Here is a 24,618-nt window from a genome sequence, read left to right on the forward strand (position 1 = left end):
CTTCAAGGAGCTTCACCATGTTCAAGAAAACCCTGCTCGCCAGTGCCCTGCTCGCGCTGTTCAGCCAATCCGCCCTAGCCGCCGACAAGGTGCGCTGGCTCAACGACTGGTTGCCAGCCGGCGACAAGGCCGCGATCTACCTAGGTGTCGAGCAGGGCCTGTTCGCCGCCGAAGGCATCGACGTGGAAATCGCCAGTGCCCGTGGCGGTAGCGACGTGGTGACCAAGCTGGCCACCAACAGCGCGGACTTCGGCTCGGCCGGCCTGGCCTCGCTGCTGCAGGCCAAGGCCCAGGGCGAGGTGCCGGTGGTCGCCGTCGCCCCGATCTACAACAAGCAGCCGGACGCCTTCTTCACCACCGAGGGCTCGGGCATCAACAGCTTCAACGACATCGTCGGCAAGACGGTGGCCACGCCGACCTTCTCTGCCTCCAACGTGGTCTGGCCACTGCTGCTGGAGCGCAACGGCATCGACCCGGCCAGCGTCAAGCTGCTCAAGCTCGACCCCGGCGCGCTGGCACCGATGCTCGCCACCGGCAAGGTGGACGCCACCATCAACTGGCTGACCGTCGCGCCCGGCTTCGTCCGTGCCCTCGGCGAGGCGGACAAGACGCTGAAGACCATTCCCTGGTCGGAATACGGCTTCGAGGGCTACGGCCTGTCGCTGGTGGCTTCGCAACGCTTCGTACAGCGCAATCCCGAGGTCGCGAAGAAGTTCGTCAAGGCCTACCAGCAGGCGCAGAAGAACGCCATCGCCGACCCGGCTGCAGCGGCCGCCGCGCTGAAGAAAATGGTCGCCGAGGTCGACGAGCAGCAGGCCGAGGAGCAGTTCGCCGCCTCGGTACCGCTGATGCAGAACGAGATCAGCGCCGCCGAGGGCACCGGTTTCGACGCCAAGCGCCTGGCCACCACCTGGGAGTGGGTTGCCAAGGCGCAGGGCATGCAGATCGATGCCCTCGACCCGGCCAGCGCCATCGACACCAGCCTGAGCGAGTGAAGCCATGAATGCCGCCGTCCTGCCCGCCACGCCGCGCCCCAACATCAGCTTCGACCGGGTCAGCCAGGTCTTCACCTCCTCCGATGGCAGCGAGGTGGTGGCGCTGGACAACGCCAGTTTCGACATCGGCCGCCACGAGTTCATCGCCGTGCTCGGCCCCTCGGGCTGCGGCAAGTCCACGCTGCTGCGCATCCTCGCCGGGCTGGTACGTCCGACCCACGGCCAGGTCAGCATCTACGGCAGCCCGGTGGATGGCCCGCGCGACGAGATCGGCATCGTATTTCAGCGACCGACCCTGCTGCCGTGGCTGAACATCCGCGACAACCTGACCTTTCCCATGCGCCACAAATACGGCCGCGTCACCGCCCAGGAGATCACCCGCGGCGAGGAGCTGCTGGAGCTGGTGGGGCTGAAGGACTTCGGCAACAAGCGCCCGGACGAACTCTCCGGCGGTATGCAGCAGCGCGCGGCGATTGCCCGGGCGTTGCTGCACGACCCGGAAATCCTGCTGATGGACGAGCCCTTCTCGGCCCTCGACGCCCTGACCCGCGACGAGCTGAGCCTGGAGCTGCTGAACATCTGGACCCAACGCCCGAAGACGGTGCTGTTCATCACCCACTCGATTCCCGAAGCGCTGCTGCTGGCCGACCGCATCCTGGTGATGTCGGCGCGCCCCGGCCGTGTGCAGGAAATCATCGACGTCGACCTGCCGCGCCCGCGGTCCATGGAAACCCTCACGGAGCCGCATTTCAATGAGCTCGCCAACCATATCCGCCGCAAGGTCTTCTCGCGCCATGCCGCCCATTAAGCCCAGGGCGCTGCGCCTGAAGGCCCAGGCCGACCGTTTCGCGCCCTGGCTAGCCCTGCTCGTTCTGCTGCTGATCTGGGAAGCGGCCTGCCGCCTGCTCAAGCTGCCGAGCTTCGTGCTGCCCTCGCCCAGCGCCATCTTCGCGGCGACGCAGAAGGTCGGCCTCGGTGCCTGGGCCGAGCATATCTTCGCCACGCTGCGGGTGACGCTGATGGGCTACGGCCTGTCGATCCTGATCGGCATCCCGCTGGCCATCGCCCTGGCCTCTTCACGGGTGATGTCGCGCACGCTGTATCCGCTGCTGGTGATCGTGCAGTCCACGCCCATCGTCGCGGTGGCGCCGATCATCGTGGTGGTGATGGGCGCCGGCGACCTGCCGCGGGTATTCATCACCTTCCTGATCGCCTTCTTCCCCATCGTGGTGTCCTGCGTCACCGGCCTCCTGGCGACGCCGGAGGAGCTGGTGGAACTGTCGCGCTCGCTGGGCGCATCGAAGGCCCGCGAGTACCGCAACATCCGCCTGCCCTATGCGATTCCACACCTGTTCTCGGCGCTGCGCATCTCCATCACCCTGGCGGTGATCGGCGCGGTGGTCGCCGAGTTCGTCGCGGCGGAAAAAGGCCTGGGCTACTTCATCAACTTCTCCACCTCGATGTTCCAGGTGCCGCAAGCCTTCGCCGCGTTGATGATGCTGGTGGTGATCAGCCTGCTGCTGTTCCACCTGATCGGATTGCTGCAGAAGGTCTGCTTTCCCTGGAGTCTGCCCAAGGCTGGGCATTGAAACCCACCACATCATCATCTCAGTCTGGATAACGCCATGCCTCTCGACGATCTCGCGCTGCTGCGCAAAAGCTTCGACGTCGCCCGCCGCGCGCTGGAAAACGGCACCCACCCGTTCGGCGCCATCCTGGTCGGGCCGGACGGTGAAGTGCTGCTGGAACAGGGCAACGCCTATATGCCCGACCACGACATGACCGGCCACGCCGAGCGTGTACTGATGACCCGCGCCTCGACCCGCTACACACCGGAATTCCTCTCGCGCTGCACCATGTACACCTCCGCCGAACCCTGCGCCATGTGCGCCGGGGCCGCTTACTGGGTCGGGCTGGGTCGCGTGGTCTATGGGCTTTCCGAGCACAGCCTGAAGGACATCACCGGCAACCATCCGGAGAACCCGACGCTGGACCTGCCCTGCCGCATCGTCTTCGAAGCCGGCCAGCGCAAGGTCGAAGTCGTCGGGCCGCTGCTGGAAGACGAGGCTGCTGCCCTGCACGAAGGCATCTGGTAGGGGGCGCCAGAATCAGGCAAGCGCCCGGCAGGATCGCCATAACGCCGCCACCGCCCTCCGTCGCAACATTCGAACCACGGCGTCACCGACGTCGCCCGAATCAACCTGCGGACGACAAACCCATGTCGAACATCACCGGCAAAATCGTACTCATCACCGGCGCCAGCAGCGGCATCGGCGAAGCCACGGCGCGCCTGCTGGCGGCCCAGGGCGCAACTGTCGTGCTGGGCGCGCGACGCCTGGATCGGCTGGAAAAGCTTGTCGCCGAGATCGACGAAAGCGGTGGTATCGCCGCCTGCCGCGCGCTGGACGTGACCAGTCGCGAGAGCACCCAGGCCTTCGTCGACTTCGCCGAACAGCGCTTCGGCCGCGTCGATGTAATCGTCAACAACGCCGGGGTAATGCCGCTTTCACCGCTGGACGCACTGAAGGTGGACGAGTGGGACCGGATGATCGACGTGAACATCCGCGGCGTGCTGCACGGAATCGCCGCCGGCCTGCCGCTGATGCAGCGCCAGCGCGCCGGCCAGTTCGTCAACATCGCCTCCATCGGCGCCTACGCGGTGAGCCCGACCGCAGCGGTGTACTGCGCCACCAAGTACGCGGTGCGGGCCATCTCCGAAGGCCTGCGCCAGGAGGTCGGCGGCGATATTCGCGTGACCCTGGTTTCCCCCGGCGTCACCGAATCGGAACTGGCCGAGAGCATTTCCGATGACAGCGCCCGCTCGGCCATGGACGACTTCCGCCGCATCGCCATTCCGGCCGAAGCCATCGCCCGCGCCATCGCCTATGCCATCGACCAGCCGGCCGATGTCGACGTCAGTGAACTGGTGGTTCGCCCCACCGCCAGCCCCTACTGAGGGCGCCGCCGTGACCCTTCGTACAGGCAACACCCTGGCCGCGGCCTGCCTGGCCGTGTTCGGCTCGCTGACCTTCGCCTCGCTGGAAGCCGCCGGCAACGAGCGGCACGAACGTGGCGTCGAGGTGATGGATCACTTGTCCGGCGGTGCCGGGCAACCGGTACTCGAAGCGCTTCGCGAGGACTATCCCTTTCTCGCCGAGGGCATCACCCAGTACGCATTGGGCGATGTCTGGGGACGCAACGAGCTGGATGATCGCACCCGCCAACTGGCAGTGATCGCCGCCTTCGCCGCTCAGGGCAATCTGCAGTACATGAAGGTGCACGCCGGCTACGCGTTGCGCCTGGGCGTCACCCGTGAGGAGCTCAAGGAGGTGGTCTACCTGACCACCGTGACCGCCGGCTTTCCCCGCGCCATCGATGCCGCTCAGGCATTGCGCGAGGTGCCGGACCCGGCGCCGCGCTGAATTACGCGGTGCTGCGCAGCCGGGCCAGATCCTTCACCGGCGAGGCGCCGAACAGCCGGCTGTACTCGCGGCTGAACTGCGAGGGGCTTTCGTAGCCGACCCGGTAGCCGGCGCTGGACACATCGAGTCCCTCGGCGATCAGCAGCCGCCGCGCCTCCTGCAGGCGCAGCTGTTTTTGGTACTGCAGCGGGCTCATGGCCGTCAGCGCCTTGAAGCGGTGATGCAGCGTAGAGCTGCTGAGGTTGACCCGTTGCGCGAGTTCGTCGATGCGCAGCGGTTCGACATAGTTGCGGTTCAGCCATTCGATGGCGCGGGTGACACGATGGCCCTGGCTGTCGCGCACTGCGATCTCATGCAGGTGGCGCCCCTGCCGGCCGCAGAGCAGCCGGTAAAAGATCTCGCGCATGGCCAGCGGCGCCAGCACCGGGATGTCCTGCGGACTGGCGAGCAGTCGCACCAGGCGCAGCGTGGCATCCAGCAACGGCGCATCGATGCGGTCCAGATAGACACCGCGCGCCGGCCCTTCCACGGGCTGGCTCAACGGCGAGCTTTCGGCCACCAGGGTGGCGACCATTGCCGGGTCGATATCCAGGCGGATGCACAGGTACGGCTCGCCGGACGAAGCCTCCAACACGCGACCGGCCACCGGCACGGTGACCGAGACCACCAGGTAGTGCAGCGCATCGTAGGTGTACAGCTCGTCGCCCAGGCGCACCTCCTTGCTGCCCTGCACGATGATGCATAGCGCCGGCTTGTGCAGCCCGTGCACCAGTTCGCTCGGCGCGCTGCAGCGGATCAGGTAGAGGTCGTCAATCGCGGTGGGATGCATGCCGTCGTCGCGCAAGAGGCCATCGATCAGCCGCGCCAAGGCGGCACGCTGGGCAATCGTTTCCTCGGCGGAATGAAGGTCCATCTGGTTCATGCAGGCAACCGGTGGAAGCGGAAAGGACGGTTAGCTTAGCAGCCCATCCGGCCCGCGGTCGTCCCGCCCCATGGCAGTGCATCGACACGACGGTGTCACCGAGTGAAGCACCAAAGCGATGCACCGGCTAACATCGTCGCATGGCTAACCGGTGGCGCAGCTGCCGTGGCCACGTCGCACCTCAATTCCTGACTGCCTGGCCAGCTTTTTGCTACACCCTGGTCATGAAAAACCCAGCGGACGCCTCCATGCCCGATTCCCAGACCGCGCGCCTCCAGCTCTGCGGCATAACCAAACAGTACCCAGGCTGCCTGGCCAACGACCGTATCGACCTGTCGATCCAGCCGGGCGAGATCCACGCCCTGCTCGGCGAGAACGGCGCCGGCAAGAGCACCCTGATGAAGATCATCTACGGCGTGACCCAGCCGGACGCCGGCGAAATCCACTGGCAAGGCGAACGGGTGACCATGCGCGACCCGGCGCAGGCCCGCGAGCGCGGCATCGGCATGGTGTTCCAGCACTTCTCGCTGTTCGAGACGCTCTCGGTAGCGGAGAACATCGCCCTGGCGCTGGGCGCCAAGGCCGGTACGCCGAAACAGTTGGAGCCGAAGATCCGCGAGGTCTCGCAGCGCTACGGCATGCCGCTGGAGCCGCAACGGCTGGTGCACAGCCTGTCCATCGGCGAGCGCCAGCGGGTGGAGATCATCCGTTGCCTGATGCAGGACATCCGCCTGCTGATTCTCGACGAACCGACCTCGGTGCTCACCCCGCAGGAGGCCGACGAGCTGTTCGTGACCCTGCGCCGGCTGGCGGCCGAGGGCTGCAGCATCCTGTTCATCAGCCACAAGCTCAATGAAGTGCGCGCGCTGTGCCAGAGCGCCACGGTGCTGCGCGCCGGTCGCGTGTCCGGTGAATGCATCCCCGCCGAATGCTCGGACCTGGAACTGGCGCGGCTGATGGTCGGCGATGCCGAGGGGCTGGAAGCCGAATACCCGAAGAGCGAGGGCCGCGCGCCGTTCCTGCGCGTGGAGCGGCTGTCCTGGCACAACGCCGATCCGTTCGGCGTGTCCCTCGAAGAGGTGGACCTGGAGGTACGCACCGGCGAGATCGTCGGCATCGCCGGGGTCGCCGGCAACGGCCAGGACGAGCTGCTCGCCCTGCTCAGTGGCGAACAGCGCCTGCCGGCCGCACAGGCCATGCGCATTCGTTTTCTCGGTGACGATGTCGCCCACCTGCGCCCCGACGCCCGCCGTCGCCATGGTATGGCCTTCGTGCCGGCCGAACGCCTCGGTCACGGCGCGGTGCCGAGCATGAGCCTGGCCGACAACGGCCTGCTCACCGCCTATCAGCAGACCGGCATGGTCGAGCAGGGCATGATCCGCCGCGGCAAGGTGCGCGCCTTCGCCGAACAGGTCATCCAGCGCTTCGCCGTGAAGACGCCGGACGCACAGACCCCGGCGGCAAGTCTGTCCGGCGGCAACCTGCAGAAATTCATCCTTGGTCGCGAAATCCTGCAGCAGCCGAAGCTGCTGATCGCCGCGCACCCGACCTGGGGCGTGGACGTCGGCGCGGCAGCAGCGATCCACCGCGCGCTGATCGAACTGCGCGATGCCGGCGCGGCGATCCTGGTGATCTCCGAAGACCTCGAGGAGCTGTTCCAGATCAGCGACCGCATCGCCGCCCTGAGCGACGGCAGGCTGTCGCCACAGCGCGCTACTGCCAGCACCTGCCCGGTCGAAGTCGGCCGCTGGATGGCCGGCCAGTTCGATACCAGCGACACCCCTGTTTCCACCTCTGCCGCCTGACGAGAATCCATCATGCTGTTATCCCTGCAACCCCGCGGCGAGGCCTCACGGGCCATGCTCTGGTTCTCGCCATTGCTGGCGGCACTGCTGACGCTGCTGAGCGGCGCGCTGCTGTTCGCCCTGCTCGGCCATCCGCCGCTGGAAACCCTCAAGGTGCTGCTGATCGACCCGCTCGGCGATCTCTACGGCGTCTCCGAACTGCTGGTCAAGGCGCTGCCGATCCTGCTTTGTGCGCTGGGCCTGGCGGTGGTCTACAACGCACGCATCTGGAACATCGGCGCCGAAGGCCAGCTGCTCATCGGCGCACTGGCCGGCAGCGCGCTGGCAGTCAACATCATCGACTGGGACTCGCGCTGGGCACTGGTGCTGACACTGCTGCTCGGCACGCTCGGCGGCGCCGCCTGGGCCGGGCTCTGCGCCTGGCTGAAGACGGCGTTCAACGCCAACGAAATCCTCACCAGCATCATGCTCAACTACATTGCGCTGAACCTGCTGCTGTTCGCCGTGCACGGCCCGCTGAAGGACCCGGAAGGCTTCAACTTCCCCGAGTCGGCGATGTTCGGCGACGCCACCCGGCTGCCCGAGCTGATCGAAGGGCTGCGCGTGCATGGCGGTTTCTACTTCGCCCTGCTGGCACTGGTGGTGGTCTGGGTGCTGCTGCAGAAGAGCTTTCTCGGCTTCCAGATCAAGGTGCTCGGCCTGGACAAGCGCGCCGCCGGCTTCGTCGGTTTCCGCGACAAGAAGCTGGTGTGGATCGCCCTGCTGATCAGCGGCGGCCTGGCCGGGCTGGCCGGCGTCGCCGAAGTCACCGGGCCAATCGGCCAGCTGGTGCCGCAGGTGTCGCCGGGCTATGGCTACGCGGCGATCACCGTGGCCTTCCTCGGCCGCCTCAACCCCATCGGCATCGTCTTCGCCAGCCTGCTGATGGCGCTGCTTTACCTCGGCGGCGAGAACGCACAGATGGCGGCCAACCTGCCGCAGTCCATCACCCAGCTGTTCCAGGGCATGGTGCTGTTCTTCCTGCTCGCCTGCGACGTGCTGATCCTCTACCGCCCGCGCCTGAAACTGTGGGCACGCAAGCCCCAGCTCGTCAGCGCCAAAGAGGAGCCGGCCACATGATCGTCCGCGCTGTGCTACTTCCCTTTTCACCCGCTGCCTGCCGCTTGAAGTTCGAGGCCTGACCGATGGACATGGATCTGCTGACCAATATCTTCTACGCCATGATCCGCACCGGCACGCCGCTGCTGCTGGTCGCCCTCGGCGAGCTGGTGTGCGAGAAAACCGGCGTACTCAACCTCGGCCAGGAAGGCATGATGCTGTTCGGCGCGGTGATCGGCTTTATCGTCGCCTTCGCCAGCGGCAACCTCTGGCTCGGCGTGCTGTTCGCCTGCCTGGCCGGTGTGCTGCTGTCGCTGCTGTTTGCCATGGTGGCGCTGGGCTTCAACGCCAACCAGGTCGCCACGGGTCTGGCGCTGACCATCTTCGGCGTCGGCCTGTCATCGTTCGTCGGTGCCAGCTGGGTCGGCAAGCCGCTGGCCGGCTTCGAGCCGATCGCCATTCCGCTGCTCAGCGAGATCCCCGTGATCGGCCGCATGCTGTTCGCCCAGGATCTGCTGGTCTACCTGTCCTTCGCCCTGTTTGCGCTGGTGGCCTGGGTACTGCTGAAAAGCCGTATCGGGCTGATCATCCAGGCCGTCGGCGAAAACCCCAACGCCGCCAGCGCCATGGGCCTGCCGGTGCTGCGCGTGCGCACCCTGGCGGTGATGTTCGGCGGCGCCATGGCCGGGCTTGCCGGCGGCTACATGTCGCTGGCGTACACGCCGATGTGGGCGGAAAACATGACCGCTGGCCGCGGCTGGATCGCACTGGCCCTGGTGGTGTTCGCCAGCTGGCGGGTGAGCCGCGTGCTACTCGGCGCCTACCTGTTCGGCCTGGCCAGCATCCTCCACCTGGTGGCGCAGGGTTTGGGCTTGGCGATCCCCGGCAACCTGCTGGCGATGCTGCCGTATGTGGCGACCATTCTGGTGCTGGTGCTGCTGTCGAGGGATGCGATCCGTACACGGCTGTACGCGCCAGTGTCGCTGGGGCAGCCTTGGCAGCCGGGGCATTGATTTGTCGGGCCGGTTGACTACGCGGAACCAGGCCGGTTGGCGGGTTGCTTGAGAGCTTGGTTTCGCCCTGCTGGGCGAGTTCCTTTTGGCAGTCGCCCCAAAAGGAACCAAAAAGTCTTGCCCCAGCCATCCGGGTCTCGCTACGCGAGACTTCCCTCATGCCATCACTGCTCCGAGGGTCGCCGCGCAAGGGGCTTTTGGTATCGCCTGATGGTTTGTGCAAAAAAATAAAACCAAAACAAACCGCGAGATCTTCCAGGCAACTCGGTCTACGTTCCCGTCAGGAGGCCGAGTGGAGGCGTTGCGCAGGGAGACGCGAGGCAGGACGCCGAGCGAGGAACGAAGGGGCAGGGACGCCCCTTCGTGACGGCCCCCGGAGCAACGCCGGAAGGAGGGAACCCCGGCGCAGCCGGGGCCGGATGTCGGGCGCGCTTTCTCTTTGGTTACTTTCTCTTTCGCGCGAGCAAAGAGAAAGTGACTCGGCCGAGGGGCCGAAACCAAAAGTGTCAGCACACTCGGTAATTGTCCTGAATCGAACCGTCAAAGCGCCCGTATCCGCTGTGAACCACTGGCAGCCACGCTCGACATGCCAGCAACGACACCCAGCGCTCAGCCGCTTCTCAATCCAAGGTGTACTCAAACGTACTCACCACCCGCAGCCGTTTCCCCACGGTCCGCCCGCTGTCCATATCGCTGCCATCGTCATCGATCACCCGAATCACCCCCTGGTTGGCGTTCTTCAACCGCCCCAGCGTGGCGCCAGCATCATCGGCAAAACGAGTCGCCTGCTCACGGGCATTGCTGGTGGCCGCTTCCAACAGTTGAGGCTTCAGTTCGTTGAAGCCACGCAGCTGGTAGCGCGGCCCGGCGAAGCCGTTCACCTCGGTATCCAGCTGAACACCGGCCAAGATCAGCGGATCGATGGCATTGGCCGCCTTGCCCACCGCATCGACGCGCTCGGACTTGACCAGCACCTGACCCTGGCCATTGAAGCGCAGCGCCACATCACGCGAGGCCCATTCACGCGCCAACAGATCCTGGACCTGCAAGGGCCGCACCTCGAGCTCCTCGTCGGTGAAGCCCTGCTCGCGTAGGAAATCCAGCACCAGCTGGCGATCCTCGCTCAGCCCCTTCTGCACCTCGGCGAACTGATCGCCACCACGACGAAAGCCCAGCGTCCACACCGCGAAGTCGCTCTTCACGTCCATCTCCGCCAGGCCCTTGACCGTCACCGTGCGGTCAGCCATGCGAAAACGCTCCACACCCTGCCCCACCGACCAACCGGCGAAAGCCACCGCCGCGGCGATCAACGCCGCCGGCAGAAATCCGATTCGTGCTGTAGCCACGTGCTTCTCCCCTTAGGAATTGACCGAATGCGCATGCTACTCCAGCGCCGGGCGAACACCAGTCACCAGCGCTCAACCGCGACCCAGGCGCTGCAACGCATCCAGCCGGAAGGCGATGTGCTGCTCCAGCTCACTCAGCTCGCGCTCCAGCCGCGCGCGCTGCTGCGTATCGGCACAGGCCTCCAGCCGTTCGCGCAACGCGGCACGCTGCGCCAGCAGATCCACTTCCCGTGGCGGCACCCCGGCGCTCTTCAGCACCGAGAACGGCAAGCGCAGGCCCGGCGGCGTCTGCAGCCAGCCTTCGTCCACCACCAGCGGTTCGCCTTTTCCCTGCACACCGCGTTGCCAGCTGGCGATATCGCGGGCGATGCGTTGTTCGATGTCCTGATCGCTCATGACTCGCGCCCTCCTCTACCTGCCCGGTCATGAAAACCCAGCTGCGAGGCTTTGTCAGCGGCCAGCCGACGCCAGGTCATTGGCACGTCGGTTGCGTTGCGTCTGTATGATTGCGCCCCGCGCGATGCGAACTTTTGCCGCAGCGTTCATTCTTTTGCTTAGCGCCACCGCTACCGATCCGAGGAGCCACCCCTTTGCCCAGTCTCAACCTGCAGATTCTTGTCGCGGCCTGCCTGGGTGTCGCCATCGGCTGGCTGACCGGCACACTGCCGACCGACGCGCCCGTACGCGAGGGCGTGCTCTATGCCAGCACCCTGGCCGGGAGCATCTTTATCGGCCTGCTGAAGATGGTGCTGATCCCGCTGATCTTCACCTCCATCGTGGTCGGCGTGGCCAACCTGCAGGCGCACCATCAGGTGCATCGGGTGTGGGGCGGCGCACTGGTCTACTTCACCCTCACCACCAGTGCGGCGATGCTGGTGGCGCTGGTCGCGGCGAACATCTTCAAGCCGGGCGCGGGGCTGTCGCTGGATCTGTTCGCCGAGGCGATGAACGACTTCGAGGCGCGTCAGCTGACGTTGCCGGAGTTCTTCCTGCACTTCTTCGCCAACCTGTTCCAGAACCCCATCGCCGCGCTGGCCAACGGCAGCATCCTAGCCGTCGTGGTGTTCGCCATGTTCATCGGCATCGCCCTGGTGGCCGGCGGCGACCGCTACCGCAATATCCTCGTGGTGCTGCAGGAATTCCTCGAGCTGATGATGCGCATCATCAGCTGGATCATGCGCCTGGCGCCGCTGGGCATCCTCGCGCTACTGATCAAGCTGGTGGCCGAGCAGGATGTGGCGCTGCTCAGCGCCGTCGGCGGCTTTATCGTGCTGGTGTTCGCCACCACGCTGTTTCACGGCATAGTGGTGTTGCCGGGCATTCTCTTTCTCACAACCGGCAAATCGCCGCTGTGGTTTTTCCGCGGCACCCGCGAAGCGCTGATCACCGCGTTCGCCACCAGCTCCAGCGCGGCGACATTGCCGATATCCCTACGTTGCGCCGAGGACAACCTCAAGGTGCGCCCGGGCATCGCCGGCTTCGTGCTGCCGCTGGGCGCAACGATGAACATGGACGGCACCGCACTCTACGAAGCGGCAGCAGCGCTGTTCGTCGCCAACCTGATGGGTATCGAGCTGAGCCTGGCGCAGCAGGCCGTGGTGTTCTTCACGGCGATGATCGCGTCCACCGGCGCGCCGGGGATTCCCAGCGCCGGCATGGTGACCATGGTGATGGTGTTGCAGGCGGTCGGCCTGCCGGCCGAGGCGGTGGCGATCCTGCTGCCGATCGACCGCTTGCTGGACACGGTGCGCACGGCGGTCAACGTCGAGGGCGACATCATCGGCAGTGTGGTGGTGCAGCGTTTCGCCGATCGCGCCTAGCGCAGCATCAGGTCGACGACTCCTTGCGGGTCTTGGCGATCAGCTCCGGGTCGATACCCCAGCATTCGTCCAGATACCAGTCCTCACCGAACATTTCCGCCGGATGCTGGGTGCGGCCCGCGCCGTTGCCACAGGCCATCGAAGTGGCCGGGCAATAGCGGTCGCAGCCCCAGCACACACGTTCGGGGTGGGAAGGTTCGAGGGGAAATTTCTTGGCCATTGCGGGTGCCTTTTCTGGCGTTGTTGCAGTGACCACAGGCTAAGCCTCCTCGCCGTCGCCAGACTTGATCATGCTCAAGAACGACCGGTATCGGCGCACAACAACTGTATGCACATACAGATAAAGATTGCCTGAAGCGCCGTTTGTACCCATGCTTCGCGCCATCGACCCCTGCCGTCACAGCCTCCATGCAACTCTATCTCTGCGAAAAACCTTCCCAGGCCCGGGACATTGCCAAGGTGCTCGGCGCCAACCGGCGTGGCGACGGTTGCCTGCAGGGCGCCGGGGTGACGGTGACCTGGTGCATCGGCCATCTGCTGGAAACCGCCCCGCCGGACGCCTACGACCCGCGCTACAAGCGCTGGGTGCTGGCCGACCTGCCGATCGTGCCGGAGCGCTGGAAGATGCTGGTCAAGCCGAAGACCGCCAGCCAGTTCAAGGCGGTCAAGCGCCTGCTCGGCGAATGCAGCGAACTGGTGATCGCCACCGACGCCGACCGCGAAGGCGAGATGATCGCCCGCGAGCTGGTCGAGCACTGCCGCTACCGCGGGCCGATCCGCCGGCTGTGGCTATCGGCGCTGGACGATGCCTCCATCCGCAAGGCGCTGGCCGCACTCAAGCCCGGCGCCGAGACTTTCAACCTCTACCATGCCGCCCTCGGCCGCTCGCGCGCCGACTGGCTGATCGGCATGAACATGAGCCGGCTGTTCACCCTGCTCGGCCGCCAGTCCGGCTACCAGGGCGTGCTGCCGGTCGGCCGCGTGCAGACGCCGACGCTGCGCCTGGTGGTGGACCGCGACCGCAGCATCGCCGACTTCATCCCAGTGCCGTTCTGGGCCATCGACGTGCAGCTGCTCGCCGATGGCACTGCGTTCACCGCGCAGTGGCAGGCGCCGGACGACCATTGCGATGACCAGGGCCGCTGCCTCGATCAGGCTCGTGCGCAGCAGGCTGCGTACGCCATGCGCAACGCCGCCAGCGCCCGTCTGCTGAAGCTCAAGACCGAGCGTCAGCGCGAGGCCGCGCCCTTGCCGTTCGATCTCGGCACGTTGCAGGAAGTCTGCTCGAAGAAGCTCGGCCTCGGTGCCCAGGAAACCCTCGACATCGCCCAGGCGCTGTACGAAACCCACAAGCTGATCACCTACCCACGCAGCGATTGCGGCTACCTGCCGCTGAGCCAGCACGGCGAGGCGCGGGCCATCGTCGCGGCGCTGACTCAGGCCGACCCGACGCTCGCCGCGCTGCAGCCGCATCTGGACCTGTCGCGCCGCTCACGGGCCTGGAACGATGCCAAGGTCAGCGCCCACCACGGCATCATCCCCACCGCAGCAGCGCGGGGTCTGGAACGTCTGTCCGGGCGACCGCGTGCGGTGTACGAGTTGATCCGTGCGCGCTATCTGGCGCAGTTCCTGCCCAACCACGAATACGACCGTACCCAGGCCGATTTCGACTGCGCCGGCCAGGCGCTGCGCGCGGTGGGCAAGCGCATCGTCGAGCCGGGCTGGAAACGCGCCATGCCCGAAGCGCTGGCACCGACACGCGGGAGTCGCGAAGCGCCAGCACCGCAAAGCCTGCCGGCATTGCAGCAGGACCAGGATTACGCGGTGGGCGAGGTCAATCTCAAGGACCAGCAGACCCAGCCGCCGAAGCCCTTTACCGAAGGCGACCTGATCAAGGCGATGAAGAACGTCGCCAAGCTGGTGGATGACCCGCGGTTGAAACAGAAACTCAAGGACACCACCGGCATCGGCACCGAGGCGACCCGCGCCGGCATCATCCAGGGGCTGCTCGACCGCGGTTATCTGGTTCGCCAGGGCAAGGCGCTGGCGGCGACACCAGCGGCGTTCAGCCTGATCGACGCCGTGCCACGGCCGATCGCCGACCCCGGCACTACGGCGATCTGGGAGCAAGCGCTGGACATGGTGCAGAGCGGCGAGATGCCGCTGGAGGAATTCGTCGCCAAACAGTCGGCGTGGATGAGCAAGCTGGTCGAACGCTGCGCCGGACTGCGCATGACCATCAGCGGCCCGCCAGTTGCCGCTGGCCGCGGGGGAAAACCGTGGAAGAAGAAACGCAGCGGCGCGCCACGCAAACCGGCTCGCCGACGCAAGCCGGCAACCGCAGACTGAGCCACAGCTCGGGGGTGGTTACGTTTCCAGACTCGGTAGGCGCAGCGCGGGAGCGTTCTTGACCGCGAATCGCGCCTATCCCAGACCAGTCCGAAACAAGCAGCTGCCCTAGTGAATCTCCAGCAGCTCATAGGCCTGTCGTTGGCCATTGACCCGCAGTACCACCTCATCGTCCACCTGACGCCCCAGCAGCCCGTGCCCCAACGGCGAACGCGGCGAGATCACCAGAATCTCCCGGCCTTCATGCTGCAATTTCAGCCCCGCGGCATCCGGGCCGAGGAAGAACCAGCGTTCGACGCCATCGTGCTCCAGGCAAAGCAGCGCTCCGACCCGCACGTACTCGTGCGAGCCGATGGTCGGCTGCAGGTTGCGGTAGGCGGCCAGTGCTGTCTCGATCTCGTGCAGACGCCGTCTTTGCCCGTCAGCGAGGTAGGCCGCTTCCAGGCCACGGGTGTCGTACTTGTTCTCGGCCTTGCTCTCGGTATGGGTGGCGGCCTCGTGGGTCGCGGCCAGCACGGTCCTGGCGACCTCGCGATCGGCTTCGAGGGTGGCGATGATCTTCTGCTGAAGGGAGGTCTTGTTCATGGGCCAGGCTTATAGCCCGGCGGCGCGCCGAAGGGAATGGCTGCGTCGCTGTTCGGCGCTGCACCCGCCTCCATGACCGCATCGGCCAGCCAGGGATTGCGGCCCTCTGCGATCCACTCCAGAGTCTCGTGCCAGAAACCGTTGCGATGCCGATCATGGAACAGACCGAAATGGCCGATGCGCTCGAAGCCCATCGCGCGGGGATTGAGCTGTACCAGCTGGCGCGGACTGTTGCGAAAGTAGCCTAGGCCCCGACGCATCGCAGCCGGCGTGGCGAACTCGTCGTCACTGGTACTGACCGCGAGGATCGGCGCACGAATCGCGGCGAAGCGGCTAAACAGCAGTTCGTGTTCGTCAGGCGGGTAGCTGTCTTCCAGGCGCGCGCCGCGCCGGGACCATTCCAGCGCGACGCCCGCCGGCAGATCTTCCAGCCAGCCGAAGCGCCGGCCGGGAAAATAGCCAGCCAGCCGGGTAACCGCGGGCATGAACAGGTGCCATTTGGCGTACATGCCCAAGCGCCGCTCGGCGGCGTAATCACGCCAATAGGCAAACTGCCCCGCTACGTTCAGGTATCGATCCACCTCGCTGGCAGCTTCGGCAAAGCCCGGCATAAAGCCACCGGCGCTATGCCCCACTGCAACCAGCAACCCGTGCGGATCACGCTCACGCATATAGCGCACCGCGGCATCGAAGTCGTATTCACCCCAGTCGCGCCAACGCATCCGCATGTCGCGCAGGCGCTGCGGCCGCGAGCCGCCGATGCCGCGAAAGTCGTAGGTCAGTGCAGTGAAACCGTGCTCAGTGAGAAAGCTCGCGTAGCGTGCGTAATAGCGCGACAGCACCCCGGTGGCACAGCTGATGATCACCGCGCCGCGCTCGGCGCCTGCCGGCCGCCACAGCTGCGCGGCGAGGGTGAAACCATCGATGCAGTGCAGGGCAACGGACTCGGGCATGGCAAGGACCTTTCGAATTGTTGTGCCGCCACCTTGCCCCGCAGCGCACATTTTTGCCATAACCTGCCGGCACCTTTGCGCAGCGACCGCAGTCTGTTTATGACAGCCGCATTACCCCTGCAGCCAGGTGGCCTGCAGCGCAATACCTCATCCTGGTTTCCACTGGCATTACCGCCCCGAACCAAGGCGCCGACGCGCTGCGGGTTCCTGGCGGCTTGGAGAAAAGTACATGACCGGCGAACAGCTGATCGTCTTTGGCGTACTGGCGGCAACGCTGGTGCTGTTCGTCTGGAATCGCTGGCGCTACGACCTGGTCGCCCTCGGCGCGCTGCTCGCCTGCGCACTGACCGGCGTCGTGTCGGCGGACGAGGTGTTCTCCGGCATCGGCCATCCCGCCGTGATCTCGGTGGCCGCGGTGCTGGTCCTCAGCCGCGGCCTGCTCAACGCCGGCGTGGTGGATTCCGTAGCACGGCGGCTGATGCAGGTCGGCGAACGCCCATGGGCGCAGGTCGCCGCACTGACCGGAATCGTCGCGCTCAGCTCGGGCTTCATGAACAACGTCGGCGCGCTGGCGCTGTTCATGCCGGTGGCGATCTGGATGTCGCGCCAGAGCGGCCGCTCGCCGTCCTACCTGCTGATGCCACTGGCGTTCGGCTCGCTGCTCGGCGGCACCCTGACGCTGATCGGCACCCCGCCCAACCTGATCATCGCTGGCTATCGCGCCGAGGCTGGCGAGGCACCGTTCGGCATGTTCGCCTTTCTCCCGGTGGGCGCTGCGGTGACCGTCGCCGGCGTGCTGTTCATAGCGCTGCTTGGCTGGCGGCTGGTGCCGCGGCGGCAGGAGCAGGAAGGCAACGGCGATCTGTTCGAGATCAGCGCCTACCTCACCGAAGTGCGAGTGCCGGAAAGCTGCAAGTACGCCGGGCGCACCCTGCACGCGCTGATCAATGCAGTGAAGGACGAAGCCGATGTGCAGGTGATCGCCCTGGTGCGCGGCGACGAGCGCCAGCGCATGCCGTCCACCTACGAGGTGCTGCGCGAGGGCGACATCCTGCTGGTGGAAGCGGATTCGGACAGTCTCAAGGCGCTGCTCGACGTCACCGGCGTCGAGCTGGCGGCCAATGTTGACGAGCAGGAGGACAAGGCACAGAACGAGCAGAAGGCCGCCGAACAGGCGCTCGAAGACGAAAGGACCGAAAAGAATCACAAGAGCCGGCACGGCGAGCTGACCCTGGCCGAAGCCATCATCTCCCCCGGCTCGATACTGGTGGGCACGACCGCCAGCGGCCTCGACCTGCGCGAACGTCACGGCGTCAACGTGCTGGCCGTCGCCCGCCAGGGGCAGCGGCTGCGCCAACGGCTCGGCAAGATCCGCTTCGCCACGGGCGACATCCTGCTGCTGCAGGCCCGCGAGGATGCCCTGCAGTCGAGCCTGAACAGCTTGGGCTGCCTTCCGCTGGCGTCCCGCGGGCTGAGCATCACCACTCCGCGCAACGTGCTGCTGGCCAGCGCCATCTTCGCCATCACCCTGGCAATAATCGCCTTCGGCCTGGTGCCGGCGGCCACTGCGCTGGTCACCGGCGCGCTGGTGATGATCCTGGTCGGGTTGATTCCCATGGGCCGCATCTACGACAGCATCGATATGTCGGTCATCGTGCTGGTCGCGGCCATGCTGCCGGTCGGCCAGGCGCTGGAAACCAGCGGGGGCTCGCAGCTGATCGCCGACGCCCTGCTGTCGGTTGGCCATTCACTGCCACCTGCAGCGACGCTGGCGCTGCTGATGGTGGCAGTGATGCTGATCTCCAACGTGGTCAACAATGCGGCCGCCGCGGTCCTCGCCGCCCCGGTGGCGATCAGCCTGGCACGCGGCATGGATGCGTCAGTCGATCCGTTCCTGATGGCGGTCGCGATCGGTGCGTCCTGTGCTTTCCTCACGCCCATCGGGCATCAGTCCAACACGCTGGTGATGGCGCCGGGTGGCTACCGCTTCGGTGACTACTGGCGGCTGGGCCTGCCGCTGTCGATTCTGGTGGTGCTCTGCGCCGTGCCGGCGATCCTCTGGATCTGGCCGCTATGAGCAGCCAGTGGCACCGGTGCCCAGCGTCCGCGGGCGCTCAGACTACTACCAAGGCGGAAGGGAAATTAGCCCATTGAGCAATGGCAGTACACGCAGACAGATCCGACGATGGCTGCCAGAATCGCGTCGACCTGACGATGCGCAGCGCGCGGTGTCAGGCGAAACGGCATACCCTGCTTTGCGTGCGACGCCTGCAACACGAGATCGCTGATGATCCGCCAACGCCTCAAGACCCCGCTGGTATCCGCACTGCTCATCGCCATGCTGATGGGCTGGGGCGGCCATGCGCTGTCGTGGCTGAACGGCGCGGCTCAGCACGGTGCTGACGCCCACTGGCACGACGATCACCATCATCACGCTCCCAGCCATGAATGGCAGCCCGGCAACTGCACGCTGTGCCAGCTGCAACACGTGCACGCGCTTGGCGATCACATCCACGAAACACCCCATCCCATGCTTCAGCTCAGCCTGTCTGCGCAGCCCGAGCGCGCCGACCTGCCAGCCTGGCCACGGCGCGCGCTGCCCGAAGGACCGGTGTCACGCATCGAGCGTCCACCTCGCGCCTGATCCTGCTGCGACCGCGGTCGCCTCAGGCGACCTCTTTTCACCAGCTCAGGACCATTCCATGCATTCGCAATCCCTGCGCGGGCTCGCTGCGTTTTACGCACGCCTGCGCCACTCGCTGCTGCCGGTTTTCGGCATGCTGCTGTTCTTCCTCGTGCCCGACGCACTCGCCCATGGCGTGGCCGAAGGCGACAAGGGCTTCATCCAGGAAAGCTCCGGCGTGATGCTGCTGCCGTTCATTTACATGGGCGCCAAGCACATGATCACCGGCTACGACCACCTGCTGTTCCTCTTCGGGGTGATCTTCTTCCTCTACCGACTCAAGGACGTCGGGCTCTACGTCACCCTGTTCGCAGTGGGCCACTCGGTCACCCTGCTGCTCGGCGTGCTGATGGAGATCAGCATCAGCGCCTATCTGATCGACGCCATCATCGGTTTCTCGGTCGTCTACAAGGCACTGGACAACCTCGGCGCCTTTCAACGCTGGTTCGGCTATCAGCCCGATACCCGCGCCGCGACGCTGGTGTTCGGCCTGATCCATGGCTTCGGCCTGGCGACCAAGATTCTCGAATACGAGATTGCCGCCGATGGCCTGATCGCCAACCTGATCGCCTTCAACGTCGGCGTCGAGATCGGCCAGCTGCTGGCGCTGAGCGCCATCCTCATTGCCATGGGCTACTGGCGGCGCACCGCCGGCTTCTGGCGCCACGCCTACACCGCCAACGTCGCCATGATGAGCGCCGGTTTCCTGCTGATGGGCTACCAGCTCACCGGCCTGGCCCTGTCTTCGTAAGGAATTTGCCCCATGTACAACAACCAACGTCCCGACCTGAGCGAGCTGCCCAGCAGCGGCCAGCTGCTGCGCTCCACCCTCATCGCCCTGATCGCCGCCGGCGTGCTGCTGGTAACCGTGGTGATGCCCGCCGAGTACGCCATCGACCCGACCGGTGCCGGCCGACTGCTGGGCCTGACCCAGATGGGCGAACTGAAGCAGACCCTGGCCGAGGAAGCCGCGACCGAAGCGCAGCCACCGGCCGAAGCCGCTCCAGCCGAACCTGGCGCAACAACGCCGGACAAGGAGGAACCGGTGGCGGCACAGGCCGAGCCAGCCCCGGCGGCGGCGCCAACGCCTGCGCAACCGGCGCCACCAAAAGTCGCCACCCAGCAGCACGAGGTGAACCTGACACTCAAGCCCAACCAGGCCACCGAGATCAAGCTGGAAATGAAGGAAGGCGCCAAGGCGAACTTCCACTGGACGGCCAATGGCGGGCGCCTCAACTACGACACCCACGGCGATCCCTACAAGGCACCGAAGGGCTTCTACCATGGCTATGGCAAGGGCAAGAATGCGCCTGAGCTGCAGGGTGAACTGGTCGCCGCGTTCGACGGCAAGCACGGCTGGTTCTGGCGAAACCGCACCAACGAGACGGTGAAACTCACCCTGCGCACCGATGGCGAATACATCACCATCGAACAGGTGTTCTGAGTTTCGTTTTCGGCGTAACCACCGCAGCCCTGGCCAAACTCGGCCAGGGCTGCGGCTCGTACGGGAGAAACCCATGTCCTGGATCATCACCAAATACGCGCTGACCGCTGCCATGGTCGTGCTGGTGTCGGAGGTGGCCAAGCGTAGCGACAAGCTCGGCGGCTTCATTGCCGCGCTGCCGCTCATCACCCTCCTCACGCTGATCTGGCTGTACCTGGAGAAGCAATCGCCGGAGAAGATCGCCAACCACGCCTGGCATACCTTCTGGTATGTCCTGCCGACCCTGCCGATGTTCCTGGCGTTTCCGCTGCTGCTGCCACGGCTGGGGTTCTGGCTGGCACTGCTGGCCAGCGCAGGCATCACGGTCGTCTGTTTCGGGCTGTTAGCGCTGCTCATGCGCCCCTTCGGCATAGAGCTGCTGTGACCGCCTGGCGTTAAGACCGACGGCGCCACCTGGCGCCGTCGCTGCACACGTGCTCAACTCGCCTTGAAGCGGCTGACGTTGTCCAGCAGGGTGCCAGCAAGGTCGCTGAGGCGGCTGGCAGTGTGGTGATTGCTGCCTACCGCCTCACCGTTCTCCTCGGCCATGCGCGCAATGGTGGTCACCTGCTGGGCGATCTCGGCGGACGCCGCGCTCTGCTCGCGCAAGGTATTGGAGATCTCCGCCACGGTGGACAGCACCTGATTGGCCGCCTCGCGAATGCCACCCATGGCCTCGCCGGCCCGCTGCGCGCGTGCGACGCCCTCATTGACTCGCACCACACCCTGCTCCATGCCATGTACCGCGCCCTCTGTGCCTTGCTGGATGGCCGCAACCATCTGCGCGATCTCCTTTGTGGAATTGGCGGTACGCTCGGCCAGCTTGCGCACCTCATCGGCCACCACGGCGAAGCCGCGCCCCTGGTCACCGGCCCGCGCCGCTTCGATCGCCGCATTCAGCGCCAGCAGATTGGTCTGTGCGGCGATGTCGCCGATCACCCCGACGATGGCCGAGATCTGCCCGGAGCGTTCGCCCAGCTCGGCCACAGTACGCGCCGAATCGCCCACCGATACGGCGATCTGGCTGATTTCATCGACCACCGCGGCGACGATCTCGCCGCCCTGACGCGACAGTTCGCCAGAGCGATGCGCCAGTGCATCGGCCTCGCCCGCGTTGCGCGCGATGCTCTCGATGCCGACGGTCATTTCTTCGACCGCCGCCGCCATGCTCGATGCGGCGTCGCTCTGGCACTGCGAGGCGACATGGATCTGCCCCGAGGCGGTAACCAGGCTGCGCGCCGAGTCGGCGACATGGTCGGAGTTGTTCTTGATGCTGCCGATCAGCCCGCGCATGGCGTCGGCCATGTCGTTGAAGCTGCCGGCGACGAAGCGCAGCTCGTCGCGCGCAGCCAGATCGATATGGGTTGTCAGATCGCCAGCGGCGAGCCGCTCGCTGCCGGCGCGCAGGCTGCGGATGCTGGCCATCACCGACAGATAGGCACCCACCGAGAGATAGCCGATCACCGCCAGCACCACCAGCAGCACGGTCAGGTTGCCGAGCAGTACCTGTCGGGCGTCCTCGATACGCTGTTCGAGCAGGCCGTCCAGGCTTGGCAGCAGCACGTCGCGCATCTGCGCATAGCCGATGCTGATCGCCTCGGTGGTGATGTCGAAGAACTGCGCTGACGAGGTGCTGCTGAAGTCAGCACGCACCACCATGTCCTGCACCACCGCATCGATCACCTGGCCACGTTCGCGCATGGTGGCGACGGCGCGGCTCAACGGCGGCTGGAGTTCCGGCCGCTCGGCAACCACCTTGTCGATACTGCGCTCCATGTCCTGGGTCGCCGACTTGATTTGCTCGGTCAGCACAATCAGCGCAGTGCGTTGCGGCTCGCTCATCTCGCCCCTGGCCAGTATCGCCGAAGCACTACCGCGCAGGCGGCCCAGCCGCTCGATCAGAAACGGCATGCGGCTAACCGCGGTGGTCATCAGGTAATAGGTCTGCGGCTCGGGATCGAAGGTCAGCCCGTAGGCGTCCGCCACCTGGGTCTGGAAGTCCAGAAGTTGGGCGATCAGCGCGGTGTGCGCGTCATAGCTTTGCGGCTGGGACCAGCTCTGCACGGCCCGCTTGATGCCATCCCAGTCTCGACCGATCGCCTGCCACTCGCGCGTGCCGCGCCTGTCCTCGGCCAGTGCCTGGCTCATCTCCACCAGGGCGGTATCGACACGGGTTTGCAGGGCGGAGCGCCGATCCGCCATGTCCGTGTTGCCGCCGAGCAGCATGGCGGACACGCCGCGATGCTGCTGGGTCAGCTCAATCAGGCTCGACAAGGGGCGCGCCAGCGCTGTGGCGACCAGCTCGCTCTCCGCTCGCTCGATGGTACGGTTGAGCTGGCCGGCGAGGGTCAGCATCAGGCTGGCGAAGGCAAGGAAGACCAGCAGCCCCAGCACACCGAACTTGATCGGATAGCTGAGCCGGTTCATCAACAGTTCGGCGGGGGAAAACAGCAATTTCATGGGACATGTCCTGACGTGACGTGGCACTGCACGGCGCCGCTCGACGTCGTGGCACTCCGGACGCGGCGCCTGGCTAAAGCCAGACCGAGAGTGGCAACCGAACGCGCGGGAGTTGCCGCGCAAAATACGGAGCCGACCGGGCGGTCACCGTGACCACGATCAAGAACGAGAGCCAGGAAAACGGCGCCAGTCGACCATCCATCCGGATGGGCCTTTTGGCTGCGGCAGGCGCCGTGAATTTCCGTTCGGGACGGGCGAACTCCCGCGGGCTGAAGCACTCCCAAACCCCCAGAGCATTTCCTTCTTTGGCGGTAGGGCTTTACCTGCGCGCACCAGCGTGAATAATGCCGCCCCTTTTCAACGCAACGAGGTAACCATGACGGCGCCAGCCACCGCAGCGACTCAGCCCCTTTCCGCCCGCGCCGTGCTGCTGCTCGAGCTGGCGCTGGCCATGGGTGGCTTCGCCATCGGCACCGGTGAGTTCGCCATCATGGGCCTGATGCCTGACGTGGCCGAAGGGCTGGGCATCAGCGAACCCCAGGTCGGCAACGTGATCAGCACCTACGCCCTGGGCGTGGTGGTGGGCGCTCCGCTGCTGGCGATCCTCGGCTCACGGCTGTTCCGCCGGCACCTGCTGTTGCTGCTGATGGGCTTCTTCGCCCTGGGCAATTTCGCCAGCGCCCTGGCGCCGGATTACTCGACGCTGATGATCTTTCGCTTCGTCACCGGCCTGCCCCACGGTGCCTATTTCGGCGTGGCGATGCTGGTGGCTGCTTCCATGGTGCCGCCGGACAAACGCGCCCAGGCCGTTGCCCGCGTGCTGATGGGGCTGACCGTGGCGATCCTGATCGGCAACCCGCTGGCCACCTGGCTCGGGCAATGGGCGAGCTGGCGCTATGCGTTCGCCCTGGTTGGTGCCATCGCCCTGCTGACGGTGCTGCTGGTGGCGCTGTTCCTGCCGCCGAACCGCAACGAACCGCGCAACAGCCCGCTGCACGAAATCCGCGCGTTCAATCGGCCGCAGGTCTGGCTGGCGCTGGCGATCAGCTCGATCGGCTTCGCCGGCATGTTCTGTGTGTTCAGCTACATGGCGCCGACGTTGCTGAACGTCACCGGCGTTAGCGCCGGCTGGATTCCGTTTGCCCTCGCCGCGTTCGGCCTTGGCGGCATTGTCGGCAATCTGGTCGGCGGCTGGCTGTTCGATCGGCTGCGCTTCAAGGCGGTCGCCTGGCTGCTACTGTGGAGCGCGCTGGTGCTGCTGGTATTCCCGCTGGCAGCGCACTCGGTGTGGACGATCTTTCCGGCGGTATTCGCGGTGGGCACCATGGTGTCGCTGTCGCCAGCGCTGCAGACCCACCTGATGGATGTCGCCGCGGATGCGCAGACCCTCGCCGCGGCGTCCAATCATGCCGCCTTCAACATCGCCAACGCCCTTGGTCCGTGGCTGGGCGGGCTGGCGATCACCGCCGGTTTCGGCTGGACATCCACCGGCTATATCGGCGCGGCTACCGCCGTTGGCGGTCTGCTGGTGTTCGCCTGGGCCTGGAAGATCGAGCGCGCGGTACAGGACGCCGATGCCGGGCAGGCGACCTGCTGCTCCTGAGGCCGAAGCCGGCCGTCCGCTCGTGACGACAATGGCGCGCAACATGCAGTAATCAGTGAAGCGATGGCCCGCCTTGCAGAT

Annotated in this window: 24 protein-coding genes; 17 read left to right on the top strand and 7 right to left on the bottom strand. The window is 66.0% G+C overall.

Features of this window, described 5'->3' with window-relative positions; all coding sequences use genetic code 11:
- Positions 1-17: 17 nt before the first annotated feature.
- From BM275_RS12730 to BM275_RS12755, 6 genes are all read left to right on the top strand, one after another.
- On the top strand, positions 18-995 hold the full coding sequence (locus BM275_RS12730) for an ABC transporter substrate-binding protein (RefSeq protein ID WP_090521476.1): 978 nt from the start codon (positions 18-20) through the stop codon (positions 993-995).
- 4 nt (positions 996-999) lie between these two features.
- Entirely contained in the window at positions 1,000-1,803 is an 804-nt protein-coding gene (locus BM275_RS12735) for an ABC transporter ATP-binding protein (RefSeq protein WP_090521478.1), read from the top strand.
- Complete coding sequence (locus tag BM275_RS12740) at positions 1,790-2,584, top strand: ABC transporter permease (RefSeq protein ID WP_090521480.1); 795 nt, start codon at positions 1,790-1,792, stop codon at positions 2,582-2,584. The genes BM275_RS12735 and BM275_RS12740 overlap by 14 nt, the downstream gene beginning before the upstream one ends.
- 36 nt (positions 2,585-2,620) lie before the next feature.
- Positions 2,621-3,091, top strand: coding sequence for a nucleoside deaminase (locus BM275_RS12745; protein WP_090521483.1), 471 nt, complete (start codon positions 2,621-2,623; stop codon positions 3,089-3,091).
- Between the two features lie 122 nt (positions 3,092-3,213).
- Positions 3,214-3,951, top strand: coding sequence for an SDR family oxidoreductase (locus BM275_RS12750; RefSeq protein ID WP_090521488.1), 738 nt, complete (start codon positions 3,214-3,216; stop codon positions 3,949-3,951).
- A gap of 10 nt (positions 3,952-3,961) precedes the next feature.
- A complete protein-coding gene (locus BM275_RS12755; protein ID WP_090521491.1) occupies positions 3,962-4,417 on the top strand; it encodes a carboxymuconolactone decarboxylase family protein in 456 nt (151 codons plus the stop codon).
- A gap of 1 nt (position 4,418) precedes the next feature.
- Here the strand turns inward: BM275_RS12755 and BM275_RS12760 are convergent, their stop codons facing one another.
- Entirely contained in the window at positions 4,419-5,339 is a 921-nt protein-coding gene (locus BM275_RS12760) for an AraC family transcriptional regulator (protein WP_090521494.1), read from the bottom strand.
- 248 nt (positions 5,340-5,587) lie between these two features.
- On the opposite strand from BM275_RS12760, the gene BM275_RS12765 reads away from it, so the two are divergent.
- The 3 genes from BM275_RS12765 to BM275_RS12775 all read left to right on the top strand — a co-directional run bounded on the left by BM275_RS12765 (position 5,588) and on the right by BM275_RS12775 (position 9,255).
- Positions 5,588-7,144 (top strand): ABC transporter ATP-binding protein, encoded by a 1,557-nt coding sequence (locus tag BM275_RS12765; RefSeq protein WP_090521497.1) that lies wholly within the window; start codon positions 5,588-5,590, stop codon positions 7,142-7,144.
- Positions 7,145-7,156: 12 nt separating this feature from the next.
- Positions 7,157-8,263 carry an ABC transporter permease gene (locus BM275_RS12770; RefSeq protein ID WP_015276257.1) on the top strand — a complete coding sequence of 369 codons (1,107 nt, stop codon included), beginning with the start codon at positions 7,157-7,159 and terminating at the stop codon, positions 8,261-8,263.
- A gap of 65 nt (positions 8,264-8,328) precedes the next feature.
- The gene (locus BM275_RS12775; protein WP_011914010.1) at positions 8,329-9,255 is read left to right on the top strand and encodes an ABC transporter permease; all 927 of its coding nucleotides are present in this window, start codon (positions 8,329-8,331) and stop codon (positions 9,253-9,255) included.
- 620 nt (positions 9,256-9,875) lie between these two features.
- Here BM275_RS12775 and BM275_RS12785 read toward each other — a convergent pair.
- A complete protein-coding gene (locus tag BM275_RS12785) occupies positions 9,876-10,601 on the bottom strand; it encodes an SIMPL domain-containing protein (RefSeq protein WP_090521500.1) in 726 nt (241 codons plus the stop codon).
- Positions 10,602-10,673: 72 nt separating this feature from the next.
- A complete protein-coding gene (locus tag BM275_RS12790; protein ID WP_090521501.1) occupies positions 10,674-10,997 on the bottom strand; it encodes a hypothetical protein in 324 nt (107 codons plus the stop codon).
- A gap of 194 nt (positions 10,998-11,191) precedes the next feature.
- On the opposite strand from BM275_RS12790, the gene BM275_RS12795 reads away from it, so the two are divergent.
- Positions 11,192-12,421: a dicarboxylate/amino acid:cation symporter gene (locus BM275_RS12795; protein WP_090521503.1), complete on the top strand. Its 1,230-nt coding sequence runs from the start codon at positions 11,192-11,194 to the stop codon at positions 12,419-12,421.
- Between the two features lie 7 nt (positions 12,422-12,428).
- Here BM275_RS12795 and BM275_RS12800 read toward each other — a convergent pair whose 3' ends face one another.
- Positions 12,429-12,641 carry a DUF3079 domain-containing protein gene (locus BM275_RS12800; RefSeq protein WP_003283903.1) on the bottom strand — a complete coding sequence of 71 codons (213 nt, stop codon included), beginning with the start codon at positions 12,639-12,641 and terminating at the stop codon, positions 12,429-12,431.
- 188 nt (positions 12,642-12,829) lie between these two features.
- Here BM275_RS12800 and BM275_RS12805 point away from each other — a divergent pair, with 188 nt between their 5' ends.
- Positions 12,830-14,770, top strand: a complete 1,941-nt coding sequence (locus tag BM275_RS12805) for a DNA topoisomerase III (RefSeq protein WP_090521505.1) — start codon at positions 12,830-12,832, stop codon at positions 14,768-14,770.
- Positions 14,771-14,878: 108 nt separating this feature from the next.
- Here the strand turns inward: BM275_RS12805 and BM275_RS12810 are convergent, their stop codons facing one another.
- Entirely contained in the window at positions 14,879-15,355 is a 477-nt protein-coding gene (locus tag BM275_RS12810) for a GreA/GreB family elongation factor (protein WP_014821143.1), read from the bottom strand.
- The gene (locus BM275_RS12815) at positions 15,352-16,308 is read right to left on the bottom strand and encodes an alpha/beta hydrolase family protein (protein ID WP_090521507.1); all 957 of its coding nucleotides are present in this window, start codon (positions 16,306-16,308) and stop codon (positions 15,352-15,354) included. The genes BM275_RS12810 and BM275_RS12815 overlap by 4 nt, the downstream gene beginning before the upstream one ends.
- A gap of 229 nt (positions 16,309-16,537) precedes the next feature.
- Here BM275_RS12815 and BM275_RS12820 point away from each other — a divergent pair, with 229 nt between their 5' ends.
- The 5 genes from BM275_RS12820 to BM275_RS12840 all read left to right on the top strand — a co-directional run bounded on the left by BM275_RS12820 (position 16,538) and on the right by BM275_RS12840 (position 20,859).
- Complete coding sequence (locus BM275_RS12820; RefSeq protein ID WP_090521510.1) at positions 16,538-18,385, top strand: SLC13 family permease; 1,848 nt, start codon at positions 16,538-16,540, stop codon at positions 18,383-18,385.
- A gap of 210 nt (positions 18,386-18,595) precedes the next feature.
- Positions 18,596-18,952 carry a hypothetical protein gene (locus tag BM275_RS12825; RefSeq protein ID WP_023444434.1) on the top strand — a complete coding sequence of 119 codons (357 nt, stop codon included), beginning with the start codon at positions 18,596-18,598 and terminating at the stop codon, positions 18,950-18,952.
- 58 nt (positions 18,953-19,010) lie between these two features.
- Positions 19,011-19,742 carry a HupE/UreJ family protein gene (locus BM275_RS12830; protein ID WP_090521513.1) on the top strand — a complete coding sequence of 244 codons (732 nt, stop codon included), beginning with the start codon at positions 19,011-19,013 and terminating at the stop codon, positions 19,740-19,742.
- A 12-nt stretch (positions 19,743-19,754) separates the two neighbouring features.
- On the top strand, positions 19,755-20,435 hold the full coding sequence (locus BM275_RS12835) for a transmembrane anchor protein (protein ID WP_090521515.1): 681 nt from the start codon (positions 19,755-19,757) through the stop codon (positions 20,433-20,435).
- A gap of 73 nt (positions 20,436-20,508) precedes the next feature.
- A complete protein-coding gene (locus BM275_RS12840; RefSeq protein WP_042924706.1) occupies positions 20,509-20,859 on the top strand; it encodes a DUF3147 family protein in 351 nt (116 codons plus the stop codon).
- 53 nt (positions 20,860-20,912) lie between these two features.
- Here the strand turns inward: BM275_RS12840 and BM275_RS12845 are convergent, their stop codons facing one another.
- Positions 20,913-22,934 carry a methyl-accepting chemotaxis protein gene (locus BM275_RS12845; protein WP_090521517.1) on the bottom strand — a complete coding sequence of 674 codons (2,022 nt, stop codon included), beginning with the start codon at positions 22,932-22,934 and terminating at the stop codon, positions 20,913-20,915.
- A 376-nt stretch (positions 22,935-23,310) separates the two neighbouring features.
- On the opposite strand from BM275_RS12845, the gene BM275_RS12850 reads away from it, so the two are divergent.
- Positions 23,311-24,537: an MFS transporter gene (locus BM275_RS12850; RefSeq protein WP_044313773.1), complete on the top strand. Its 1,227-nt coding sequence runs from the start codon at positions 23,311-23,313 to the stop codon at positions 24,535-24,537.
- Positions 24,538-24,618 lie beyond the last annotated feature (81 nt).

This window comes from Stutzerimonas kunmingensis (genome assembly GCF_900114065.1).
Taxonomy (GTDB): Bacteria; Pseudomonadota; Gammaproteobacteria; order Pseudomonadales; family Pseudomonadaceae; genus Stutzerimonas; species Stutzerimonas kunmingensis.

What these genes read in the sequence shown, in the direction of transcription:
- BM275_RS12730 (WP_090521476.1), top strand. Translation starts at nt 18, where the DNA reads ATGTTCAAGAAAACCCTGCTCGCCAGTGCCCTGCTCGCGCTGTTCAGC.
- BM275_RS12735 (WP_090521478.1), top strand. Translation starts at nt 1,000, where the DNA reads ATGAATGCCGCCGTCCTGCCCGCCACGCCGCGCCCCAACATCAGCTTC.
- BM275_RS12740 (WP_090521480.1), top strand. Translation starts at nt 1,790, where the DNA reads ATGCCGCCCATTAAGCCCAGGGCGCTGCGCCTGAAGGCCCAGGCCGAC.
- BM275_RS12745 (WP_090521483.1), top strand. Translation starts at nt 2,621, where the DNA reads ATGCCTCTCGACGATCTCGCGCTGCTGCGCAAAAGCTTCGACGTCGCC.
- BM275_RS12750 (WP_090521488.1), top strand. Translation starts at nt 3,214, where the DNA reads ATGTCGAACATCACCGGCAAAATCGTACTCATCACCGGCGCCAGCAGC.
- BM275_RS12760 (WP_090521494.1), bottom strand. Translation starts at nt 5,339, where the DNA reads ATGAACCAGATGGACCTTCATTCCGCCGAGGAAACGATTGCCCAGCGT.
- BM275_RS12765 (WP_090521497.1), top strand. Translation starts at nt 5,588, where the DNA reads ATGCCCGATTCCCAGACCGCGCGCCTCCAGCTCTGCGGCATAACCAAA.
- BM275_RS12770 (WP_015276257.1), top strand. Translation starts at nt 7,157, where the DNA reads ATGCTGTTATCCCTGCAACCCCGCGGCGAGGCCTCACGGGCCATGCTC.
- BM275_RS12775 (WP_011914010.1), top strand. Translation starts at nt 8,329, where the DNA reads ATGGACATGGATCTGCTGACCAATATCTTCTACGCCATGATCCGCACC.
- BM275_RS12790 (WP_090521501.1), bottom strand. Translation starts at nt 10,997, where the DNA reads ATGAGCGATCAGGACATCGAACAACGCATCGCCCGCGATATCGCCAGC.
- BM275_RS12800 (WP_003283903.1), bottom strand. Translation starts at nt 12,641, where the DNA reads ATGGCCAAGAAATTTCCCCTCGAACCTTCCCACCCCGAACGTGTGTGC.
- BM275_RS12805 (WP_090521505.1), top strand. Translation starts at nt 12,830, where the DNA reads ATGCAACTCTATCTCTGCGAAAAACCTTCCCAGGCCCGGGACATTGCC.
- BM275_RS12810 (WP_014821143.1), bottom strand. Translation starts at nt 15,355, where the DNA reads ATGAACAAGACCTCCCTTCAGCAGAAGATCATCGCCACCCTCGAAGCC.
- BM275_RS12815 (WP_090521507.1), bottom strand. Translation starts at nt 16,308, where the DNA reads ATGCCCGAGTCCGTTGCCCTGCACTGCATCGATGGTTTCACCCTCGCC.
- BM275_RS12820 (WP_090521510.1), top strand. Translation starts at nt 16,538, where the DNA reads ATGACCGGCGAACAGCTGATCGTCTTTGGCGTACTGGCGGCAACGCTG.
- BM275_RS12825 (WP_023444434.1), top strand. Translation starts at nt 18,596, where the DNA reads ATGATCCGCCAACGCCTCAAGACCCCGCTGGTATCCGCACTGCTCATC.
- BM275_RS12830 (WP_090521513.1), top strand. Translation starts at nt 19,011, where the DNA reads ATGCATTCGCAATCCCTGCGCGGGCTCGCTGCGTTTTACGCACGCCTG.
- BM275_RS12835 (WP_090521515.1), top strand. Translation starts at nt 19,755, where the DNA reads ATGTACAACAACCAACGTCCCGACCTGAGCGAGCTGCCCAGCAGCGGC.
- BM275_RS12840 (WP_042924706.1), top strand. Translation starts at nt 20,509, where the DNA reads ATGTCCTGGATCATCACCAAATACGCGCTGACCGCTGCCATGGTCGTG.
- BM275_RS12845 (WP_090521517.1), bottom strand. Translation starts at nt 22,934, where the DNA reads ATGAAATTGCTGTTTTCCCCCGCCGAACTGTTGATGAACCGGCTCAGC.
- BM275_RS12850 (WP_044313773.1), top strand. Translation starts at nt 23,311, where the DNA reads ATGACGGCGCCAGCCACCGCAGCGACTCAGCCCCTTTCCGCCCGCGCC.